General features: G+C 72.0%; 15 protein-coding genes, 2 tRNA genes and 1 riboswitch. Of the genes, 14 read left to right on the top strand and 3 right to left on the bottom strand.

Features of this window, described 5'->3' with window-relative positions:
* The first annotated feature begins 863 nt into the window (after positions 1-863).
* From ACF1CT_RS06935 to ACF1CT_RS06945, 3 genes are all read left to right on the top strand, one after another.
* The gene (locus tag ACF1CT_RS06935; protein ID WP_391782719.1) at positions 864-1205 is read left to right on the top strand and encodes a hypothetical protein; all 342 of its coding nucleotides are present in this window, start codon (positions 864-866) and stop codon (positions 1203-1205) included.
* Positions 1206-1428: 223 nt separating this feature from the next.
* A complete protein-coding gene (locus ACF1CT_RS06940) occupies positions 1429-2133 on the top strand; it encodes a hypothetical protein (protein WP_391782720.1) in 705 nt (234 codons plus the stop codon).
* Positions 2124-2197, top strand: a tRNA-Lys gene (locus ACF1CT_RS06945). Before ACF1CT_RS06940 ends, ACF1CT_RS06945 begins: the two co-directional genes overlap by 10 nt.
* Positions 2198-2292: 95 nt before the next feature.
* Here ACF1CT_RS06945 and ACF1CT_RS06950 read toward each other — a convergent pair.
* Positions 2293-3507: a M6 family metalloprotease domain-containing protein gene (locus ACF1CT_RS06950; RefSeq protein WP_391782721.1), complete on the bottom strand. Its 1215-nt coding sequence runs from the start codon at positions 3505-3507 to the stop codon at positions 2293-2295.
* A gap of 567 nt (positions 3508-4074) precedes the next feature.
* Here ACF1CT_RS06950 and ACF1CT_RS06955 point away from each other — a divergent pair.
* Complete coding sequence (locus ACF1CT_RS06955) at positions 4075-5985, top strand: putative bifunctional diguanylate cyclase/phosphodiesterase (protein ID WP_391783054.1); 1911 nt, start codon at positions 4075-4077, stop codon at positions 5983-5985.
* A 161-nt stretch (positions 5986-6146) separates the two neighbouring features.
* Here ACF1CT_RS06955 and ACF1CT_RS06960 read toward each other — a convergent pair whose 3' ends face one another.
* Both ACF1CT_RS06960 and ACF1CT_RS06965 read right to left on the bottom strand, forming a co-directional pair.
* A complete protein-coding gene (locus tag ACF1CT_RS06960; protein WP_391782722.1) occupies positions 6147-7313 on the bottom strand; it encodes an LLM class flavin-dependent oxidoreductase in 1167 nt (388 codons plus the stop codon).
* A 126-nt stretch (positions 7314-7439) separates the two neighbouring features.
* On the bottom strand, positions 7440-8264 hold the full coding sequence (locus ACF1CT_RS06965) for a decarboxylase (RefSeq protein WP_391782723.1): 825 nt from the start codon (positions 8262-8264) through the stop codon (positions 7440-7442).
* A gap of 297 nt (positions 8265-8561) precedes the next feature.
* On the opposite strand from ACF1CT_RS06965, the gene ACF1CT_RS06970 reads away from it, so the two are divergent.
* The 10 genes from ACF1CT_RS06970 (at position 8562) to ACF1CT_RS07015 (ending at position 18895) form a co-directional block, all read left to right on the top strand.
* A complete protein-coding gene (locus ACF1CT_RS06970; protein WP_391782724.1) occupies positions 8562-9521 on the top strand; it encodes a D-2-hydroxyacid dehydrogenase in 960 nt (319 codons plus the stop codon).
* Between the two features lie 294 nt (positions 9522-9815).
* Positions 9816-10718: an ectoine/hydroxyectoine ABC transporter substrate-binding protein EhuB gene (ehuB, locus tag ACF1CT_RS06975; RefSeq protein WP_391782725.1), complete on the top strand. Its 903-nt coding sequence runs from the start codon at positions 9816-9818 to the stop codon at positions 10716-10718.
* Between the two features lie 19 nt (positions 10719-10737).
* Positions 10738-11478: an ectoine/hydroxyectoine ABC transporter permease subunit EhuC gene (gene ehuC, locus ACF1CT_RS06980; protein WP_391782726.1), complete on the top strand. Its 741-nt coding sequence runs from the start codon at positions 10738-10740 to the stop codon at positions 11476-11478.
* Positions 11475-12116: an ectoine/hydroxyectoine ABC transporter permease subunit EhuD gene (ehuD, locus tag ACF1CT_RS06985; protein WP_391782727.1), complete on the top strand. Its 642-nt coding sequence runs from the start codon at positions 11475-11477 to the stop codon at positions 12114-12116. The genes ehuC and ehuD overlap by 4 nt, the downstream gene beginning before the upstream one ends.
* Positions 12106-12984 (top strand): ectoine/hydroxyectoine ABC transporter ATP-binding protein EhuA, encoded by an 879-nt coding sequence (gene ehuA / locus ACF1CT_RS06990; protein ID WP_391782728.1) that lies wholly within the window; start codon positions 12106-12108, stop codon positions 12982-12984. Before ehuD ends, ehuA begins: the two co-directional genes overlap by 11 nt.
* A gap of 166 nt (positions 12985-13150) precedes the next feature.
* Entirely contained in the window at positions 13151-13909 is a 759-nt protein-coding gene (locus ACF1CT_RS06995; protein WP_391782729.1) for an IclR family transcriptional regulator, read from the top strand.
* Positions 13910-14086: 177 nt separating this feature from the next.
* Positions 14087-14160 (top strand) — tRNA-Lys (locus ACF1CT_RS07000).
* A 131-nt stretch (positions 14161-14291) separates the two neighbouring features.
* Entirely contained in the window at positions 14292-15809 is a 1518-nt protein-coding gene (locus ACF1CT_RS07005; protein ID WP_391782730.1) for an MFS transporter, read from the top strand.
* Between the two features lie 264 nt (positions 15810-16073).
* Positions 16074-16208, top strand: a riboswitch (cobalamin riboswitch).
* 144 nt (positions 16209-16352) lie between these two features.
* The gene (locus ACF1CT_RS07010; protein ID WP_391782731.1) at positions 16353-17372 is read left to right on the top strand and encodes a cobalamin biosynthesis protein; all 1020 of its coding nucleotides are present in this window, start codon (positions 16353-16355) and stop codon (positions 17370-17372) included.
* Positions 17369-18895 carry a cobyric acid synthase gene (locus ACF1CT_RS07015; protein WP_391782732.1) on the top strand — a complete coding sequence of 509 codons (1527 nt, stop codon included), beginning with the start codon at positions 17369-17371 and terminating at the stop codon, positions 18893-18895. The genes ACF1CT_RS07010 and ACF1CT_RS07015 overlap by 4 nt, the downstream gene beginning before the upstream one ends.
* Positions 18896-19009: the final 114 nt, after the last annotated feature.

The raw sequence follows: 19009 nt of genomic DNA on the forward strand, positions 1-19009 counted from the left end.
GGCCAGTTCGTCGCAGTGGTGACCGGCGTTGCGGGGCGGCCGCGGCGGGCCGGCCTCTCTCCGCCCGTAGGCGGTGACCGCCGTCCGCCCGGAACGGCTCCGCCTCCAGCACAGCGTCACCCGAGCTGAACGGGACCCGCCCTTCCCGAGTGACCAACTCCCGGCAGTCCGCCGCGAGTCCGCCACACCTCCGGCGGTTCGTCTTCCCGACGTGCCCGTTCGCGCGCACGCCGATCGTCTCGCGGCCCGGGGCCGGGAGGCGGCCCTCAAGCCCGTCGGGGGAAGGAACCCGGCCCGTCACCGGGCAGCGTCCGCCCCGCCCCGACGAGAAGGCACGCGACCCCCGCGTGTGCGGCGCGAACAGGGCCTCCACAAAGCGCGATGTCATACCCCTGGGGGTCGTGGACTCCGGGATTCGTTCGCCCGGACGCCGGAGCGACGGCTGCGCGAACGCGTCCCGCCACCCCTCCCGCACACGGTTGCGGCACTGCGGCGAGCAGCACACCCCGGCCGCCCACCAGACCCCGCGCGCCGGCACCGGCCACACCCCGAACCTGGCCCCGCGCAGAGATCGGCCGCCCGATTCCAGGCACGGATTCCAATGACGGCCGTCTTCTCGCTCGTGACGCACATCACTCAGCCGGTTGCGCTCCCCGTCGAGGTCGCCTTCGAGAACGAACGTGGCCCGAACGCCGCGGGCAGCATCCATGTCAACGCGGTCAGACGACCGGGCCCGCTCGGCGCCGCGGGCCGACGGCGCGGGTCGCGCATCCGGCAGGCACGCTTGCGCGACGCTGGACAATGGAGGGTGGTCCACCCGGGCCCACCGGGACCGCCGGGCCCGCAGAAGGAGGAAACACCACATGCCACAACCGGAGCGGAACGAGCGGCAGCGGCTGCGCCCCGCGCCCCTGCTCTTCGAGCCGACGGCCGCGGTCGCCGATCCCGAGCACTTCTTCAACCTGGAGTCGCTGGAGGACCCGAGGGAGTTGCTGGCCCGCGCCACGGAGCTGACGCACGCGTTCCGGGCCGCGACCGACCGCGCTGTCGAGTTCCAGGCGATCGCGGCAGCTCAGCTCGCCGATCCGCGCAGGTTCGACCGGCTGACGACCGCGGACATCGCCGAGCGCGCCGATTGGACCGAGGACTACGCCAAGAAGATGGTCGAGTTCGGCCGGAACCTGCTGGGACGCTCGACTCCCTGACCCGTCCGCCCGGCTCACCCGGCTCGGACGGCTCGGACGGCTCGGACGGCTCGGACGGCTCGGACGGCTCGGACGGCTCGACACCCTGATCACGTCCTGATCACGCCGACGGGCGCGGCCGCTGGCATATGCCCGGGCGCAAGATACTCCTCCCCACCCCGCCCTGTCCCGTTTTCCGGCAACTCTTGGAATCCGCTCGATCACGCCCGGTAGACATGGGCTCATGAGCGCATGGCTGCCAGACGAAACGACCCTGCAACGCGGCGACTCCTCTCGCCGGGGCGCCCATCGTGGCGCCGGCGTCCTCGCCGTTCTGCCGGATCAGGCCGCGAACCGGACGGCTCAGATCACGGCGGCGGGAGCCGCCTGGCTCGCCGGCGCCACCGCGTATCCGCGGAGCACGCTGACCCAGTGGGAGACCCGCCCCGCCTCGCCCGGGGTGCTGCCGTGCGGGTCGGCCTTCGACGTGGTGAACGTGCCGACCCTCTTCGGGCGCCGGATGCTGGAGCACCTGTGGTCCGACGGGCCCGGCTCGGGGCCCGTCGCCACACACCGCGGCCGGATGCTGCTCTTCTGTTCCCCCGGCACCGCGCAGCGGCTGCCCTCGCTGCTCGACTGGGAGGAGTGGGGCGGCGGCCTCGAACCGCGCGGCGGCCGCGCGGAGGGCGACGCCGGAGTCCCGCCGCTGCTCTGTCACGGCACCGGGGACGCGGTGACCGTTCCGCCACTGACCTGCGACTCCGCCGCTTCCGGGCCGCGCTGGGTGGTCGCGCCGGACACCCGGACCCCCTGGTTGCCCGGCCCCGACGTCCTGCTCTGGGCCTGTGTGCGGGTGACCAGATCGGCACCCGTGTCGACGGCCCGGAATCCGATTTTTCCTACCGCCGATCCGGATGCTAATGTCTACGACGTCAGCAGGCGCCGCTAGCTCAGTTGGTTAGAGCAGCTGACTCTTAATCAGCGGGTCCGGGGTTCGAGTCCCTGGCGGCGCACAGACGGAGAAAGGCCCCTCGCGAGAGCGAGGGGCCTTTCTCGTGCGCGGAAGGAGGACGCGCGGACGGAAGACATGCGGACGGATTCGGCGGGGTTACACCCCTGTGGCGATCCGGACGGTCCAGGCTCCCGACGGTGTCCGGTCCACGACCTCGATCCTTGCGTGGGCGCCGGGGATGCTGAACGTCTCACCGACCCGCAGCGGGGCGTCCGCGAGCGGCGCGTAGACGGACCGCGCCCAGCAGGCGTCCGAGTGGGGGTGGGTGTCGATGACGTCGACCGGGCCGCCACCGGACGGGGTCTCGTTCCGCACCCGGTAGAGCAGAACCCCTTCGGCGCAGGTCGCCCGGTCGTTGCCGGTGGCGCCGCGCGCCTCGATGGCCACGGCGCTCCCCTCACCGGTCCGGATCACGGCGAGCCGGATGCCGAGGGACGCGCCGGGCGCGGGGACCGCCGCGATCGGCTCCAGGGTGACGACCCGGCTGCGCTGGACGCAGATCACCTGTTCGCGTTCCAGCCAGCCCAGCTTCCACTTGTGCCAGCCGAAGAAATCCGGAGCGAGCCCGAACTGGCTGCCCATCACGTCCCAGTCACCCACGTAGGTGTCCCAGTCCCCCTTCCCGTCGGACGGCCGGTGGTACAGGTCGGGCAGGTCGAGGACGTGACCGGTCTCGTGGGCGAGCACGTTGCGGTCCGGCGGGTGCTGCTCGAAGACGGTGACGACGCGCCGGAGGTCCGCGCCGTCGATGCGCAGCGGCCGGCTGAAGTTGACGACCTTGGTGGCATCGGAGTCGACACCCGGGGCATCCGGGTCGGCCACCAGGTAGACGATGTCGAACCGGGAGAAATCGACCTTCGGGTCGGCTACGCCGAGGGCATCGCGCAGATAGGCCCCCCGCCGCTCGCTGTCCCAGTCGCGCTGCATGCCGTACCAGTCGGACGGCCTGGGCATCCGGATCCACTGCCGCAGCGGATGGGGGCGCAGGGTGAACTTCCCGTACGAGGCGCGCCGGAAGAACTGGGTGGTGGCGGGGAAGTGGTCTGCGGCGAGCTCGGCGGGGGTGACGGCGGGCCGGTGGTCGGGGAAGGACAGGAAGACCATGACCGCGTCGAGGGGGTGGTCGGGGCGCGGGTAGGCGTTGTTCCAGTCGTCCACACCGAGCGAGTGGTGCGCCTCGGTGCGCGGCAGCGCGCAGGGGCCCGCGTCGCCGGTGTCGGCCGCGGCCGGTCCGGCGACGAGGGAGGTGGCCGCGAGCGCCAGGAGCGAGGTCACGGCCGCGGTCACACCGCGCAGACTCGGCCTCTCCACTCCCCCGGTTCTGTGCTGACGCGGCACAACTACCTCCGGGTGCGAGATGCGATCACGCACCACCTTGTGACGATTTGAGACTTTCGTCCTGCTGGGCTGCCCCAGTCGAGTCAGCGACCCACCCGAGCGTCCACCCTCACAGAAAGTCACAATCAATCACGACCGAGCCGCCGAAGAACGGAAGCGCTCACAAAAGATCACTACCGGGCAAATCGGATCGGTAGGGGACTGACCCATGCGGGGCGAACGCGTGGCGAGGAAGGGTCGGGCGCTGGAACGGCCGAGTCACCAGCCTCTATGCTTCACCAGGCTTTCCCGTGCGGTTCCCGCCCTCCGCGGTGGCGCCCCGCACGGCGGGCCAGTCCGGCCACACCTGTTCAGGACAGAACTGCACGGCAGGAGCGAACGGTGAGCGGAACCTCCGAAGGGCCGAGGCCCGCGGCGGGCACACACTCCCACTCCACAGGACCGTCGATCACGGAGCGTGACGCCTTGTGGCCACCTGTCGGTGATCAGGGAACCGAACCCCACGGGTACCGGGCCGCCTTCCGGGCCGCCACGCTCCCGATGGCCGTCGTCGATCACGAGGGCCTGGTGGTCGCCGCGAACGACGCGCTCGCCGGTCTCCTCGGGGCCGCCCCCGCGGCCCTCGCCGCGCAGTCGGCGGCCGATCTGCTCGACCTCGCGGCGGACGGCCGCACCTGGCACGCGTACCGCGAGGTGCTGCACGGGCGGCGCCCGCGGTTCCGCTGCACACGCGAACTCAAGCATTCCGACGGGCGCTCGCTGTGGGCCGAAATCACCGTCGTGCCGATGCCCGAACCGGAGCCCCGGCGGGCCGACCGCCCCGACGGCAGCCGTTCCGCCGAAAACCGTTCCGGCGAGAATCGTTCCGGCGGCGACCGTTCTGCAGGCAGGCCTTCCGGCGGCAGCGTTTCCAGCGAGAACCATTCCGACGAGAACCGTTCCAGCGAGAACCGTTCCAGCGGCGACCGTTCCGGCGCCGACCGCCGCGGAGGCGACCCCTGCGGGCCCGGCCCCTGCGGGTCCGGCCGGGTGCTGCTCTCCGTCGCCGACATCAGCGACCGGCGCGAGCTGCAGAAGCGGCTGCGCCATCTCCGGATGCACGACCCGGTGACCGGTCTGCCCAACCGGACGCTGTTCTTCGAGCGGCTCTCAGCCGTTCTGGAGACACCGCCGTACCGGGACGACCGTCTCGTCCCCGGCCGCGGCCGGATCGGGCTCTGCTACCTCGATCTCGACGGCTTCAAGGCCGTCAACGACTCGATGGGGCACCGGATCGGCGACCAGTTGCTGGAGGCCGTCGCCACCCGGCTCACCGCCTGCGCCGCCCAGGACGGTCCGCGCCTCCCCGGCGCCCACCTCGTGGCACGCCTGGGCGGCGACGAGTTCGCGATCCTGATCGAGGACTCGACCGGTACGCAGCAGCTGACGGACCTGGCCCGCCGGGCGCTGGCCGCACTGCGCAAGCCGTTCGACGTGGGCGGGCGACGGCTGTCCGTGTCGGCCTCGATCGGCGTGGTGGAACGGCCGGTGACCGGTACCTCGGCAACCGGTCTGATGCAGGCCGCCGACACCACGCTGTACTGGGCGAAGGCGGACGGGAAGGACCGGTGGACGCTCTTCGACCCGGAGCGCAACGCGCACCGGATGACCCGGCAGACGCTCTCCTCCCATCTGCGCCCCGCCGTCGAACGCGGCGAGTTCACCATCGAGTACCAGCCGCTGGTCGGCATGGCCGACGGGGTGGTGCGCGGGGTGGAGGCCCTGGTCCGCTGGAACCATCCCCAGTTCGGCATGCTCTCGCCGAATCGGTTCGTCGCGATCGCCGAGGAGGACGGATCGATCGTCCAGCTCGGCCGGTGGGTGCTGCGGTCCGCCTGCCGTCAGGCCCGGCGCTGGCAGCTCGACCACCCGGCCGAACCGCCCCTGTTCATCAGCGTCAACGTCGCGGTGCGGCAGGTCTGGGACTCCGATCTGGTCACCGATGTCGCGGAGATCCTTGCCGAGACCGGCCTCGATCCCGGTCTGCTGCAACTGGAGCTGACCGAATCCGCGGTGATGGGCTCGGCGGGCCGCCCGCTCCAGGCTCTCCAGTCGCTCAGCGACATGGGTGTGCGCATCGCCATCGACGACTTCGGGACCGGCTACTCCAACCTCGCCTATCTGAGTCGGCTGCCGGTCTCCGTGCTGAAGCTGGACGGCTCGTTCGTACGTGGCTTCCGGTACGACGACGGCGCCCACGCGAGCCCGGCCGACGAGACGATCGTCGAGGCCATGGTGCACCTGGCGCACCGCCTGGGCCTGACCGTCACCGCGGAGTGCGTGGAGACGGCGGGCCAGGCGGAGCGGCTGCGCAGCCTCGGCTGCGACACGGGGCAGGGCTGGCTGTACTCGCGCGCCGTGGGTCCGGAGCGGATCGCCGAACTGATCGGCCGCCGGAAACTGACGGTGTGATCCCGGGACGCCGGGCCGACCACCGCCGCGCGGCCCGGACTCCGGGACGCCGAGGGCGGTGACGGTCCGGCTCCCGGGCACCGGGCCGACCGCTTCGGCGCGGCCCGGTTCCCCCGCCGCCGCGCGACCCGGTCGCCTGCCGCCGCGCGGGGCGGAACGGCTCAGGCCGTCGGCAGGCCGTACGCGTCAGCGATCAGCTCGTAGCTGCGCAGCCGCGCCTCGCCGCCGTGGGCGTTGGCGGTGATCATCAGCTCGTCGGCGCCGGTCCGCTTGGCCAGGTCGTCGAGGCCGCTACGGACCTCGTCCGGTGTGCCGTGGACGATGTTGACCAGCCAGTTGTCGACGAACTCCCGCTCCATGGGCGTGAAGGCGTACGCCTCCGCCTCCTCGGGCGTCGGGACCAGGCCGGGGCGGCCGGTGCGCAGCCGGACCATGGACAGGGCGCCGGAGAGCACCTGGCGACGGGCCTCACGCGCGTCGTCGGCGGCCAGTGCCGCGACACCGATCAGCGCGTACGGCGCGTCGAGCACCGCGGACGGCCGGAAGGACTGCCGGTACAGGTCGAGGGCCGGCACCGTGTTCTGGGCCGAGAAGTGATGGGCGAAGGCGAACGGCAGCCCGAGCACCCCGGCCAGCCGGGCGCTGAACCCGGAGGAGCCGAGGAGCCAGATCGGCGGGCGGGCCGTCGACTGGACTCCGCCCTCGGCCGTTCCCTGGACCGGGCCGGGAACCGCGTGGATACGGGTGTAGGGGTGACCGTCGGGGAAGTCGTCGTCCAGGAACCGGGTCAGCTCGGCGAGCTGCTGCGGGAAGTCGTCCTCGTTCAGCCGGTCGGTGCGGCGCACGGCGGCGGCCGTCGCGCCGTCGGTGCCGGGGGCGCGCCCGAGGCCGAGGTCGATACGGCCGGGGGCCATGGCCTCCAGGGTGCCGAACTGCTCGGCGATCACGAGCGGGGCGTGATTGGGCAGCATCACGCCGCCCGAGCCGAGTCTGATGCGCTCGGTGCGGGCGGTGAGGTGGGCCAGGATCACGGCCGGCGAGGAGGAGGCGACGCCGGGCATGGAGTGGTGCTCGGCGACCCAGTAGCGATGGAATCCGCGGCGCTCGGCGAGCTGCGCGATGTCCACGGCGGTGCGGAGCGCCTGGGTGGCGGTGCGGCCCTGGCCGACGGTCACCAGGTCCAGCACGGAGAGCGGGACGGGGGCCGTGCCCTGCGCCCGGCCACGGATTCCGCCATCCCCGACCTCGCCGTTCCGGACCTCGCCACCCCGGGCATCACCGCCCCGGACGTCACCGTTCCGGACTTCGTCGCCTCGAATCTCGTCCACGTCCCGGCCTCTCCCCGTGATGCGTATACGTATGCGTCGGGCTCGTGAGCCCGGACGTACAACAGGAGGTGGACTCCGTTTATTCCGGCCCGCCGTCCCTCGCGCCCATGGGTCCGGCCCGGGGGTTCACGCGCCCCACCGGCCGGGTCCGGGGTGCCCGCCGGATCGTTCCTTCCGTCCGCTCCTCGCCCAGGCCCGCCCCCGGCCCCACCCGGTCACGGGCGCCGGGGGCGCCTCGCGGGCGGCGAAGATCCTGCCCAGCCTCGGGGACCAGGCGCGCCGGTCCGCCAGCCGCAGCCCCTCCCGGGCCGACACCTGGTTCCCGGTGAGGACCGGTTTGCCGAGGAGCTCCTCCAGCTCCGGGACGTACGAGACGGTGTGCAGGGCCGTGTCGGGGAGGAGCAGCACGTCCGCTTCCGGCCGGTCCGCCGCCGTGACGAGCTCCTTCACCCGGTCCGGCCCCCAGTCGGCCGTCTCGGTGGCCGAGGCCAGGCCGGCCGTGCGGGTGGCGACCACTTCGATGCCCGCGGCGTGCAGGAAGGCCGTGAACAGATCGGCGACGGGTTCGGGGTAGGTGGTCGCGACGGCGACGCGTGCGGCCTCCAGGTACCGCACCGCGTGGACGAAGCCGATGGACGTGCTGGAGGCCGGCACCCCGGACTCCCGGGCCAGGGCGGCGACCTGCCCGTGGGCACCCTCCCAGCCGTACAGGAAGCTACCGGCACCGCTCGCCCACACGACGCACTCGACACCGGCACGCTGGAGTTCGGGCACCCCGGCGGCCAGCCGCTCGGGGGCACCGGCCCGCATCAGCGCATCGGTCCGGTAGGCGTCCTCGTCGACCGTGGTGTGGTTCACGACCAGCCGGACGGCGTCGAACAGGATCTCCATCCTCGGGAAGTCGTCCTCCGCGAGGTGGTCGCCCGGGTAGAGAAAACCGAGGGTCGTCATGTCCGCCCTTCCTGTTCCTGCCTGTTCCCGCCTGTTCCCGCCTGCTCCTGCTCCGGTTCCCGCTCCTGTTCCTGTTCCTGCTCACGCTCCGGTTCCGTCCCGGATCCGCCGGGCATGGGGCGCGGGGCACAGCGGCCGGAGAGACGCCGGAGCCGCTGCCTCCCGACCGCTTATATCCGTCTCACCCCAGTATTCCCCTATTCGCCCTCACCCCACCACGACCTGTTGACGAACACCGGTACGAATGCCAGCGTGGGGAATCAGCACACCCCAGACGCAGCGGAGCGACCGTCCCCCATGCCAGCGCCCACCCTGCTCGTCCTGGACACCGCCCCGTCCCCGCGTCTCGGCCGACTGACCGGACGGGCCGTCGTCCGGTACACCGACGGGGCGGGGCTCGCCGCACGGCTGCCGGAGGCGGACGTGCTGCTGGTGTGGGACTTCACCTCCGACGCGGTACGGGCCGCCTGGCCCGGCGACGGACCGCGCCCCTCGTGGGTGCACACGGCGAGCGCGGGCGTGGACCGGCTGCTCTGCCCGGAACTTGTGGCGTCCGACACCACGGTGACCAACGCGCGGGGCATCTTCGAACGGCCGATCGCCGAGTACGTGACGGGTCTGGTCCTGGCCTTCGCCAAGGACCTCCCGCGCACGCTGGACCTCCAGCACAGGCGGCTGTGGCGCCACCGGGAGAGCGCCGGGGTGGCGGGCAGCCGTGCGGTGGTCGTCGGCGCGGGCCCGATCGGCCGGGAGATCACCCGGCTGCTGATCGCTCTCGGGGTCCAGGTGGCGCTGGTGGGGCGCACGGCCCGGCGCACCATCCACGGCGTGGCGGACCTGGACCGGCTGGCGGCCCGGGCCGACTGGGTGATCTGCGCGGCGCCGCTGACGGAGTCGACCCGCGCCATGTTCGACGCGCGGTTCTTCGGGCTGATGCAGCCGTCGGCCCGTTTCATCAACGTGGGGCGCGGTCCGCTGGTCGTCGAGGACGACCTCGTCGACGCGTTGCGCAAGCGCTGGATCGCCGGCGCGGCGCTCGACGTCTTCGAACGGGAACCGCTGGACCCGCACAGCCCGCTCTGGGACGTACCGGATCTGATCGTTTCCCCGCACATGAGCGGCGACACGGCGGGGTGGCGGGACCGGCTGGGCGCCCAGTTCGTGGAGATGTACGAACTCCGGTTGGCCGGGAAGCCGTTGCCGAACGTGGTGGACAAGCGGCAGGGGTACGTACCGGCCCGGGATCTCGACAACTGACCCGACCACCCCGCGCCGACGCGGGTAACGAGTGACGGTTCGCCGTGTCGCCTCCCCTCCCGACGGGAAGGCGACACGGGTGCCGTGTACCGCGCATGACGGGCCGTCACCCGTCGCTCCCCCCGAAGGAAACGCGACGCGGGCCCCCTGCGCCCCCGCCCACGACGGGACACGGGACGGTCACCCTCCGGCCACGGTTCGGCCACAGGCGGGCGCTTTCTGCATAGACGTACGGGATCGGGCAGGCGTTCCACCTGTCCGGACGGCCCGATCCCCTCCAGGAGTTCACGAACCATGCCTGATTTCCCCAACCTGTCCCGCAGGGGCTTCCTCAACCGATCGGCGGCAGTGGGCGGCCTGCTCGTCGTTCCCGGACTGCTGTCCGCGTGCAGCAAGACCGGCGCCGGTTCGACGGACGGCGCGGGGGCCCTCGACAAGCTCCGCGAGCAGGGCTTCGTGCGGGTCGCGTACGCCAACGAGGCCCCGTACGGCTACATGGAGGGCAACCAGCTCAGGGGCGAGGCACCGACCCTGCACCGGGAGATCTTCAAGGCGCTCGGCGTCGACGAGCTGAAGCCCACCCTGTCCGAGTGGGACGGTCTGATCCCCGGGCTCCAGGCGGGCAAGTACGACGTGGTCAGCGCCGGTATGGCGATCACCCCGGAGCGCTGTGCCAACGCCGTGTTCTCCGAGCCCGAGTTCATCTCTCCGACCGCGTTGATGGTGCGGAAGGGCAACCCGAAGAAGGTCACCGATCTGGCGTCGGCGAAGGCCGCCGGCGTCACCGTCGGAGTGATGTCGGGTGCCGTCGAGGGGAAGTACGCCGAGGGCGCCGGCATCGCCAAGGGCAGGATCAAGACGCTGCAGAAGCCGCAGGACGGCGCCGACGCGGTCAAGGGCGGCCGGATCGACGCGTTCCTGCTCACCGGCATCTCGCTGCGCTGGCTGGCGAAGACCAACCCGGAGACCGAGGTCACCGAACCGTTCGTGCCGGAACTCGACGGCACGAAGCAGTACAGCCCCGGCGGCGCGGTCTTCCGCACGGGAAACGAGGACCTGCGGGACGCCTTCAACCGCGAGCTGAAGAAGATCGTCTCGGACCGGTCGCGCTACGTGGGGCTGCTCCAGGAGTACGGCTTCGGGGCGACCGAGCTCCCGCCCGCCGACCTGAAGACAGCCGATCTGTGCAAGGGCTGACGGGGACGGGACGCACCGCATGAGTGATTTCTTCTCCGCCTTCCTCGACGATCTGCCACAACTGCGCTCGGGGCTGTGGGTGACCCTCCAGGCCACCGTCCTGGGCGCGTTGCTGGCACTGGCCCTGTCGTTCGTCCTCGGCCTGATGTCGGTGAGCCGGCTGCTGCTGGTGCGCGGTGTCTCGCGCGTGGTCGTGGAGTTCTTCCGCGGCACCTCGCTCTACATCCAGCTGTTCTGGTTCTACTACGCGATGCCGCCGCTGACGGGGTACGAACTGACGCCGCTGCTCTGCGGGGTCGTCGCCTTCGGCCTGAACTACGGCGCGTACGGCGCAGAGGTGGTGCGCGGCGCGATCGGCTCCGTGCCGCGCGCCCAGTACGAGGCGGCCGTCGCGCTGAACATGACGCCCCTGCACCGGATGCGAAGGGTGATCCTTCCGCAGGCGTGGGTGCAGATGATCCCGTCGTTCACCAACCTGCTGATCCAGTTGCTCAAGTGCACCCCGCTGCTGTGGCTGATCTCGGCCGCCGATCTGATGACCGTGATCCAGCAACTCCGCGACCGCACCGGTGAGACGCTCACCGCGTACCTGACCCTGCTGGTCGCCTACTTCGTCCTCGCCTACGCGCTCACCCTGCTGATGAACCTGCTGGAGCGGAGCGCCAAACGGCGGCTCGGCATGCCGACCGGTGCGGGCTCGCTGCTGCGCGGCCGCAGCGCCGACCGGACCGTCGCGCCGACCACCGGAGGTGCCGGATGAACGGCTTCGACTGGGACGCGGTCGGGGACGCCCTGCCCCTGCTGCTCCAGGGATTCCGGATCACCCTGCTCGCGACGGTGCTCGGCACACTGGTCGCCGTGGTGCTCGGGCTGGCGATCGCGGTGGCCGGACGGGCTCCGAGCCGGTTCGTGACGGTGCCGGTGCGGGTCCTCACGGAGTTCGTCCGGTCCACCCCGCTCCTCGTCCAACTCGTGGGCGCGGCGGCACTGTTCACCTCGGTGGAACCGCTGACCATCGGCATCGTGGTGCTGGGCATCCACTATGCCGCGTACACCTCCGAGGTGTACCGCGCCGGAATCGACGGCGTGCCTAAGGGTCAGTGGGAGGCCTGCCGGGCGCTGTCGCTGCCGGCCCGGCGGACCTGGCAGGCGGTGATCCTTCCGCAGGCGGTGCGCAATGTGCTGCCCGCCCTCGGCAACTACGCGATCGCGATGTTCAAGGAGACCCCGTTCCTCGCCGTGATCACGGTGCAGGAGATGGTCTTCGAGGCCCGGAAGTACGGCGCCGACCACTTCGCGTACACCGAGGCGATCACGCTCGCCGGTGTGATCTTCCTGATCGCGAGCTACCCGACCTCGCTGCTGATGAGAAAGCTGGAGAAGCGCCTTGGCCACTGAACCTCTCCCCCTGCAGAAGACGGCGTCCGCGGGCGCCGATGCAGACGTCACCGCGGGCGCCGGTGCAGAAGCCGGTGCGCACGCCGGTGCGGCGCGGACCGGCACTCCGCTGGTCCGTTTCGACGACGTCGTGAAGCGGTACGGCGACCACGTCGTCCTGGACCGGCTGAACTTCTCGGTCGCGCGCGGCGAGCACGTCACCCTGATCGGTCCCAGCGGCTCCGGGAAGACCACGATCCTGCGGCTGCTGATGACGCTGGAGAAGGTGAGCGACGGAGTGATCTGGGTGGACGGCGGCCCGCTGTCCCACACCCGGGCGTCCGACGGATCGCTGAAGCCGGCGACCGAGAGGCATCTGCGCGAGGCCCGGAAGAAGATCGGCATGGTCTTCCAGCAGTTCAACCTCTTCCCCAACATGAAGGTCCTGCAGAACATCACCGAGGCCCCGGTCAACGTGCTGGGCATGGACCGCGACGAGGCGGAGTCCCGCGCCCGGGAACTGCTCGACATGGTCGGGCTCGCGGGCAAGATCGACGCCCACCCCTCGCAGTTGTCCGGCGGGCAGCAGCAGCGAGTGGCGATCGCCCGCGCGCTGGCGATGCGGCCGGAGATCCTGCTCCTGGACGAGGTGACCTCCGCGCTCGACCCGGAACTCGTCGCGGGCGTACTGGAGTTGCTCAGTGACATCGCCAGGAACACCGACATCACCATGCTCTGCGTGACCCACGAGATGAACTTCGCTCGCGACGTCTCGGAAACGGTGCTGATGTTCGATTCTGGACGTGTGGTCGAATCCGGACCGCCGGAAAAAATCTTCTCCGATCCGGAGCACGAACGTACGCGCGAGTTCCTTGCCGCGGTGCTGTGACCTCGCCACTCGTCGTACGCGAGTGACTCCGGCATATGCCGTACAGATGCGCCCCAGCTCACGAAGCCGGGGCGCATCGACCCGTCGTCAACAACCGTCCCGAAGCGGCAGCACGGCGGATATCGTGAGGGCAAAGCTTGCGGTCACAACCTGACAGGGGGACGCCGTGGTGTTGAAGCCCGAACCGACCGCACCATTCCACTTGGTGCAGTACGCCCTTCGCGTTCTCGAAACGGTCTCCGGACACGGCGACGGCGTCGCGGACACGCAGATCTCCCGGGAGACGGGACTGCCCCTCGGGCACCTCGCCTCCCTGCTCATGACGCTGCGCCGCGAGGGATACGTCGAACAGGTCGCCGACGGGGAGTATGTCATCGGTGCGTCCCTGCTGCTCCTCGGCTCCGGCGCGGCCCGCAGGAAAGCCCTGGAGGAGAGGCTCCAGCGTTCGCTGGCGCAGCTGCGCGATTCGGTAGGCGCGGCGGTCTACATCAGCCGGTACGTCGACGGCGAGGTCCGGGTCACGCAGTACGCCGACGGGCCCCTCACCCCCGCGGTCAACGAGTGGGTGGACTTCCGGTCGTCCGCACACGCCTCGGCGGTCGGCAAGTGCCTGCTGGCCCAGCTCGACGGGGAGGGCCGCCGCGACCACCTCTCGCGCCACAGGACGCCCCGGCTCACCTCGCGGACGATCACCAACGAGAAGGTGCTCTTCTCCAAGCTCGACAGCCAGCCGGCGACGGTCCCGATGCTCGACCTCCAGGAGTACGCGGTCGGAACCGTGTGTGCGGCGGTGCCGCTGACGGCCGGGGCGTCGGCGGGATGTCTGGCACTGTCGCTCCCGATCGAGGACGCGTACCGGCTGCGTTCGGCGGCGGAGACACTGAACCGGCAGGCGGCACCCGTGCTGCTGTCGCTGGCGCTCTGAGCCGCGCGTCGACCGGTCCGGCGGCCGCGTCGGCCGCCGGACCGCCCTGGCCGCGTCGGCTACTCCGGCCGGACCGGCAACCCCGGCCGCCACGCGCCCGAATTCGCACTGTTCTTCCGGTTTGCGCCCGCTGTCACCAGCACCCGCCGGAAGCAGGTATTATTTTCGAGTCAGCAGGCGCCGCTAGCTCAGTTGGTTAGAGCAGCTGACTCTTAATCAGCGGGTCCGGGGTTCGAGTCCCTGGCGGCGCACAGACAACGCACGAGGCGGTTCACGTACACACGTGAACCGCCTCGTGCGTTTTCCGCTGCCCATCGAGATGTACGAACGTTTTACACATCCGTACTAGACAGATGTTTTAAACGCCCGTACATTCGCAGTCATGACGAACCCCACGAGCACCACCGCCGAGCGCGGACACCTCGCCGGTCGCCGGGAATGGACCGCTTTCGTGGTCCTTCTGCTGCCCCTCCTCCTCGTCTCGATGGACGTTTCCGTCCTCTTCTTCGCGATCCCGGCCATCGACCGGGATCTCGCCCCCAGCGCCACTCAGCAGCTCTGGATCTTCGACGTGTACGCCTTCGCCCTGGCCGGTCTGCTCATCACGATGGGTTCGCTCGGGGACCGGATCGGACGCCGCAGGCTGCTGCTCATCGGCGCGTTCGCGTTCAGCGCCGCGTCGGTCGCGGCCGCGTACGCCACAAGTCCCGAAATGCTGATCGCGGCCCGTGCGGTGCTCGGAATCGGCGGTGCGACGCTGATGCCGTCGACGATGGGGCTCGTGCGGAACATGTTCCGCGACGAGCGGCAGCGGGGCCGCGCCATCGGCATCTGGTCGGGCGCCATGGCCGGCGGAATCGCGCTCGGCTCGGTGCTCAGCGGAGTCATGCTGGAACACTTCTGGTGGGGCTCGGTCTTCCTGATCAACGTCCCGGCGATGGTGCTGCTGCTGGTCCTGGTGCCGGTACTGGTCCCGGAGTTCAAGGACCCGAACCCCGGACGGTTCGACTTCCTGAGCGTGCCGTTGTCGATGGGGGCCGTGCTGCCGGTCGTCTACGGGGTCAAGGAGAGCGCCGCGCACGGACTCGACGCGTCACGCGCGCTCGTCGTCGCGGCCGGTCTCCTCGTCGGGCTGCTCTTCGTCCGCCGTCAGCGCGGCCGCGGCGACGCGATGATCAGCCGGGAACTGTTCCGCGGGCACGGTTTCGGGGCCGGAATCGGGCTGAACGCACTGGCGTCCTTCGCCATGATGGGCTCCTCGTTCTTCACCACGCAGTATCTGCAGTCGGTGCTCGGCATGAGCACGATGGAAGCAGCGCTGTGGAGCCTCGCTCCGTCGCTGGCGGTGGGCGCCGCGGCACCGACCGCCACGGCGATCGCCCAGCGGACCGACCGGGTCCGGGTCATCTGCGCCGGTTTCGTGATCGCCGCCGCCGGTTTCGCCGTTCTCGCCCTTACCGGTACCGACTCGTTGTGGCTGCTGCTCACCGGCTGCGCCGTGATGAGCTGCGGCATCGTCACCGTGATGGCGCTCGTCTCGGACCTGGCACTGTCCACCGCCCCGCCGAACAAGGCGAGCTCGGCGGCCTCGCTGCTGGAGACCGGCCAGGAGTTCGGCGGTGCGATGGGGATGGCCCTGCTGGGCGCGGTGGCCACGGCGGTCTACACCGCGGACATGCCCGGCTCGGCTCTGGCGGACGCCCGCAAGACGCTGGCGGGCGCGGTGGCCACCGGGGACCGCTCACTGATCACCGCGGGGAGGGATGCCTTCGTCCACAGCATGCAGTACGCCTCGGTCGCGGGGGCCGCGCTGCTGCTGGTGGGTGCGGTGCTCGCCGTGACCCTGCTGCGCCGGAGGTCCGCGGTGGGGGACCGCGACGCACTGGCGCTGACCAGCTGACCGCCCGGCGGCGGGTTCACCGGCGGTCACTCACCGCGGAGAACGACCGCGCGACGGACGGGGCGGGGGGGGGGGGGCGCGGGGGGGGGGCCCCCCCCCCCCCCCCCCCCCCGGCCCCCCCCCCCCCCCCCCCCGCCCCCCCCCCCCACGCCGTGGACCGCGGCCCGATGTGGGTCTCGGCACACCGCGCCGTCGCAGGTCAACGGCAAGTTGACGGGCGTTCTCGGTGCGTGGTGGACTGCCGGAGCCAATTACGGCGACAGCAGAGGAAGCCGGTGCGAATCCGGCGCGGTCCCGCCACTGTCACCGGGGAGCGGCCCCCTTCACCGGGAACGTCACGGCACGCCACGCGCGGGCCGGAAGGCCGGGGGAACCGCGGATCCGGGAGCCAGGAGACTCTCGTCGCCGGTCTCGTCGAACCAGGGCGCGGACCCTGAGTGAGGACATGTCACCATGCCTGGCAGCCGTGCGTCCCTTGCAGTGGCGCTCTCGCCGAGAGCCGCCCGTACGAAGCCCCTCCGAGGCGCGACGGCCGGCTGAGCCATGCGTGCCGACCACATCTTCGCGTACGGCGCCACGGCCGGCCTGATCGGCGACCTGCTGCTCGGTGACCCCCGCAGGGGGCACCCGGTCGCCGCCTTCGGGCGGGCCGCGGCGGGCGTCGAGCGCCGACTGTGGCACGACCACCGCGGGTGGGGCGCGCTGCACACCCTTGTCTGCGCCGGGGGCGCCGCGGGTGGTGCCGTGCTGCTCACCCGCGCCCTCCGGAGTCGCCCCACCGCCTCCGTCGTGCTGACCGCGGCCGCCACCTGGTCCGTCGTCGGCGGCACGTCGCTGGGGCGGGAGGCGCGGGCCATCGGCGGCGCCCTGGCCGCCGGGGACGTGGAGCTCGCCCGTGAGCGGCTGCCGCGTCTGTGCGGGCGCGACCCGCACTCCCTGGACGGGCCGCAGATCGCCCGCGCCGTGGTGGAGTCCGTGGCCGAGAACACCTCGGACGCCGTGGTGGGCGCCCTGGTGTGGGGGGCGCTTGCCGGGGTCCCCGGCCTCGTCGGCTTCCGGGCCGCCAACACCCTGGACGCGATGGTCGGTCACATGTCGCCCCGCCACCGCCGCTACGGCTGGGCCTCCGCCCGCCTCGACGACGTCATGGGCTGGCCCGGCGCCCGTCTGACGGCCCTGCTCACCGCGGCCGCCGGAGGGCGGCCGCGGGACGCGGTACGGGCCTGGCGGGCCGACGCGGCGAAGCACCCGAGCCCCAACGCGGGCCCGGTCGAGGCGTCGTTCGCGGGTGCGCTGGGCGTACGCCTCGGCGGGACGCTCGCGTACGGCGGCCGGGTCGAGCACCGGCCCGTGCTGGGCGGGGCGACCGGCCGCGCGGTGGAGACCGCGGACATCGAACGGGCGGTACGGCTGTCGCGCCGGGTCGGCGCACTGGCCCTCGGCGTGTGCGTGGCGGCCCGGCTGGGCGCGGGCCTCGCCGCCCGCCGTATCGCGGGAGCCGGGGCCCCGGGGGGCCGGGGCGCCGGCGGACGGCGACGGATCACGGGACGGAGACGGACATGAGCGGCGGACTGCTGATCGCCGGCACCACCTCGGACGCCGGGAAGAGCGTCGTCACGGCGGGCATCTGCCGCTGGCTCGTGCGCCGGGGCGTGAAGGTGGCGCCCTTCAAGGCGCAGAACATGTCGCTGAACTCCTACGTCACCCGGGAGGGCGCCGAGATCGGCCGCGCCCAGGCGATGCAGGCGGCGGCCGCCCGGGTGGAGCCGACCGCGCTGATGAACCCGGTCCTGCTCAAGCCCGGCGGCGACCGCTCCAGCCAGGTGGTCCTGATGGGCAGGCCGGTGGGCGAGATGAGCGCCCGCGGCTACCACGGCGGCCGTCAGGAGGCGCTGTTCGGCACCGTGGTGGACTGCCTGGATCAGCTCCGGAGCACGTACGACGCGGTGATCTGCGAGGGCGCGGGGAGTCCGGCCGAGATCAATCTGCGGCGCACGGACATCGTGAACATGGGGGTCGCCCGTGCGGCGGGCTTCCCGGTCGTCGTGGTCGGCGACATCGACCGCGGCGGGGTCTTCGCCTCGTTCTTCGGGACGACCGCGCTGCTGGCCGCCGAGGACCAGGCACTGATCGCGGGCTACCTGGTGAACAAGTTCCGGGGCGACGTGTCGCTGCTGGAGCCGGGCCTGGAGATGCTGCACGGGATCACCGGGCGCCGGACGTACGGGGTGCTGCCCTTCGCGCACGGTCTCGGCATCGACGAGGAGGACGGCCTGAGGGTCTCGCTGCGCGGTGCCGTGCGCGAGTCGGTCGTCGCGCCGCCGCACGGCGAGGACGTGCTGCGGGTCGCCGTGTGCGCGGTCCCGTTGATGTCGAACTTCACCGACGTGGACGCGCTGGCCGCCGAGCCGGGCGTCGTCGTCCGGTTCGTGGACCGTGCCGAGGAACTCGCCGACGCCGACCTGGTCGTGGTCCCGGGCACCCGGGGCACGGTGAGGGCCCTGGCCTGGCTGCGCGAACGCGGTCTCGCCGAGGCCCTGGAGCGGCGCGCCGCCGAGGGCCGGCCGGTGCTCGGGATCTGCGGCGGCTTCCAGCTCCTCGGTGAGCGCATCGAGGACGAGGTGGAGTCCCGGGCCGGTCGGGTCGACGGGCTGGGGCTGCTCCCGGTACGCGTCCGCTTCGACCGCGAGAAGACCCTCGCCCGGCCCGTCGGCGAGGCGCTCGGCGCGCCGGTCGAGGGGTACGAGATCCATCACGGCGTCGCCGACGTGCGCGGCGGCGAACCCTTCCTGGACGGCTGCCGGGCCGGCGCCGTGTGGGGCACCCACTGGCACGGCTCGATGGAGAGCGACGCGTTCCGCCGCCGTTTCCTCGCCGAGGTCGCCCGGGCCGCCGGCCGGCGCTTCGTCCCGGCCCCGGACACCTGTTTCGGCGAGCTGCGCGAGGAACAGCTCGACCGTCTCGGCGACCTCGTCGAGGAACACGCGGACACCGACGCGCTGCTCCGGCTCATCGAGTCGGGCGCGCCGCCGGGTCTTCCCTTCCTCGCCCCCGGGGCGCCCGCACTCCCCGGACGGCGCCCATGAACGCCCCGGCGCCCGTCGCACCGCGTTCCTCGCACGCGGCCCCGTCTTCCGTCGCGCGCCCCTTCCCGGACCGGGGCGCCGCCCCCGGCCCCGTCCCCCGCCCGCCGGAAGGAC

The organism is Streptomyces sp. NPDC014734, assembly GCF_043083325.1.
GTDB lineage: Bacteria > Actinomycetota > Actinomycetes > Streptomycetales > Streptomycetaceae > Streptomyces.

Coding starts and splice junctions, on each gene's coding strand:
- ehuC (WP_391782726.1), top strand. CDS start 10,738: ATGAGTGATTTCTTCTCCGCCTTCCTCGACGATCTGCCACAACTGCGC.
- ACF1CT_RS06935 (WP_391782719.1), top strand. CDS start 864: ATGCCACAACCGGAGCGGAACGAGCGGCAGCGGCTGCGCCCCGCGCCC.
- ACF1CT_RS07015 (WP_391782732.1), top strand. CDS start 17,369: ATGAGCGGCGGACTGCTGATCGCCGGCACCACCTCGGACGCCGGGAAG.
- ACF1CT_RS06965 (WP_391782723.1), bottom strand. CDS start 8,264: ATGACGACCCTCGGTTTTCTCTACCCGGGCGACCACCTCGCGGAGGAC.
- ACF1CT_RS07005 (WP_391782730.1), top strand. CDS start 14,292: ATGACGAACCCCACGAGCACCACCGCCGAGCGCGGACACCTCGCCGGT.
- ACF1CT_RS07010 (WP_391782731.1), top strand. CDS start 16,353: ATGCGTGCCGACCACATCTTCGCGTACGGCGCCACGGCCGGCCTGATC.
- ehuD (WP_391782727.1), top strand. CDS start 11,475: ATGAACGGCTTCGACTGGGACGCGGTCGGGGACGCCCTGCCCCTGCTG.
- ehuB (WP_391782725.1), top strand. CDS start 9,816: ATGCCTGATTTCCCCAACCTGTCCCGCAGGGGCTTCCTCAACCGATCG.
- ACF1CT_RS06955 (WP_391783054.1), top strand. CDS start 4,075: ATGGCCGTCGTCGATCACGAGGGCCTGGTGGTCGCCGCGAACGACGCG.
- ACF1CT_RS06940 (WP_391782720.1), top strand. CDS start 1,429: ATGAGCGCATGGCTGCCAGACGAAACGACCCTGCAACGCGGCGACTCC.
- ACF1CT_RS06970 (WP_391782724.1), top strand. CDS start 8,562: ATGCCAGCGCCCACCCTGCTCGTCCTGGACACCGCCCCGTCCCCGCGT.